The organism is Nonomuraea sp. NPDC005983, assembly GCF_040614375.1.
Taxonomy (GTDB): domain Bacteria; phylum Actinomycetota; class Actinomycetes; order Streptosporangiales; family Streptosporangiaceae; genus Nonomuraea.
The window spans coordinates 1-1,730 of sequence record NZ_JBEXUP010000295.1 but is presented as its reverse complement, the minus strand read 5'-3'; the positions used below and the strand labels follow the sequence as shown (position 1 = coordinate 1,730).

1 protein-coding gene is annotated in these 1,730 nt (G+C 66.6%); it reads left to right on the top strand.

Annotation, left to right across the window (positions count from 1 at the left end):
- The first annotated feature begins 785 nt into the window (after positions 1-785).
- Entirely contained in the window at positions 786-1,337 is a 552-nt protein-coding gene (locus ABZ297_RS46800) for a GNAT family protein (RefSeq protein WP_355361087.1), read from the top strand.
- The last annotated feature ends 393 nt before the right edge of the window (positions 1,338-1,730 follow it).

Below are 1,730 nucleotides of genomic sequence, written 5' to 3'. Positions count from 1 at the left end.
CGGCCGCGCCCCCCCCCCCCACCCCCGGCCCTCCGCCCGCCCGCCGTCCGGGCATGCGGCCTGGGGGCCGGTCCCGAACGGCGGCGGGACACCGGGCCGGGCGCCATACACCTGCCGCGCCGTACTGAGCGAACGCTCCGGCTGGGGTTGCCGCGCCGTCTGAACCCGCTCTATACCTCCGCCTCTACATGCTCGGATCTCCACGGGAGCCGTCGTTGCCACCATTCCCAATCAGAATCAGGCGACGTGGGCAGAGCTGGTGAGGTTCGACGCAGGTAATACCGGTCGACGGGGAGGACCAAGGCGTACAGATACGGTCTGGCCCACGCGGGTAAGGTGACGAGAGCCTGTTGAAGCCGCCAGCGGGGCGCATCTCCGCGGCACTCATCGCACTCGCACCGGCGGAAGAGGCGGTCGGCGGTCCCCACAAGGGCCGCCTCTTGCCAAGCCGCCAAGGCCGCCGCCACCGCGCCCGGCCACATCTGGGTGTGCTCGAGAGCGATCACCGCCGCCATAGGGCGACGGCCGAGCCCGGGGACATGATGGATCAAAGATCTGTGGGTCCCGCACGCCGGTCTTCGCGTACGGACCTCGGAAGGGCGCCTACGCGGCATGGCCCTTTCTGGTCGATGTCATGAGCTTGATGATCGCATGCCTGGAACGTGATCCCCAAGTCCTGATCGCCGGAGCAAACGTGCGGCCTGAAGGCCGTTCTCGTCCGCGCCCGAAATCGGGTCGCGCCAAGGATGAGACACCATGAAATCTCGCCATCTCAATCAACCGGCATGATTCAGATCATGAGCCATCCCGAAGTCCGACTCCGGCAGCTCCGGCCCACCGATGTCGACGCCGTCCATTCCTGGGCCAGCCTCCCCGAGGTCTGCCGGTACCAGGCATGGGGACCAAACTCCCTCACTCAGACGCGTGAGTTCGTGGTAGCAGCCGTTGCCGCATGGCGGGAAGAGCCACAAACACGTTTCGCCTACGCAGCCCTCCATGACGGCGAGGTCATCGGAATGGGGGAGTTCCGCATCCGCAGCCTCCACCACACCCAAGGCGAAATCCAGTACCTCACCCATCCCCGCCTCTGGGGCCGTGGTCTGGGCACCGCCATCGGCCGGCAACTCCTGCACATCGGCTTCCACCAACTCCGCATGCACCGCATCTACGCCACCTGCGATCCACGAAACGCCGCCTCCGCAGCCATCCTGAAGAAACTCGGGATGACGCATGAAGGCCGCCTCCGTCACACCGCCAAATTGCGCGACGGCTGGCGAGACTCCGCCCTCTTCAGCATCCTCGACAGCGAATGGCCGACGGACATGACCGGGGCCTGACACCACCAAAGAACAGTGCCTCCGGCGGGGGCGCTCCGGCTCCGGGATGATCGCCGTTCGGGCGTGAGGTTCGTAGATGGCTGATGTGGAAGCCTGATCATCCCGCCAGCCGTCGACCCGGGACAAGCCGAGCAGACCAGGGCCACGGGGACAAGGTCGTTCCTCCAGTTGGGGGCTCCACCTTGTCCCCGTGGCCCTGGCCCGCTTCCCCTTCGGGCGGGTCGACGGCAGACGGGATGATCAGGCAGACGGCGTGTGTCGCGTCGCGACGAGTGAGACCGGGGCGCGGGCCGATCGATAAGGTCGAGTCCATGAGCGTCGAGATTGAGATCGTGCGCCAGGCAAGTGACGATGTTGTGGCCGCGCTCAGCCAACTGTTGCCGCAACTGTCGA

Excerpts from the sequence above, each read along its gene's own strand:
- ABZ297_RS46800 (WP_355361087.1), top strand. The coding sequence starts at position 786 with ATGATTCAGATCATGAGCCATCCCGAAGTCCGACTCCGGCAGCTCCGG.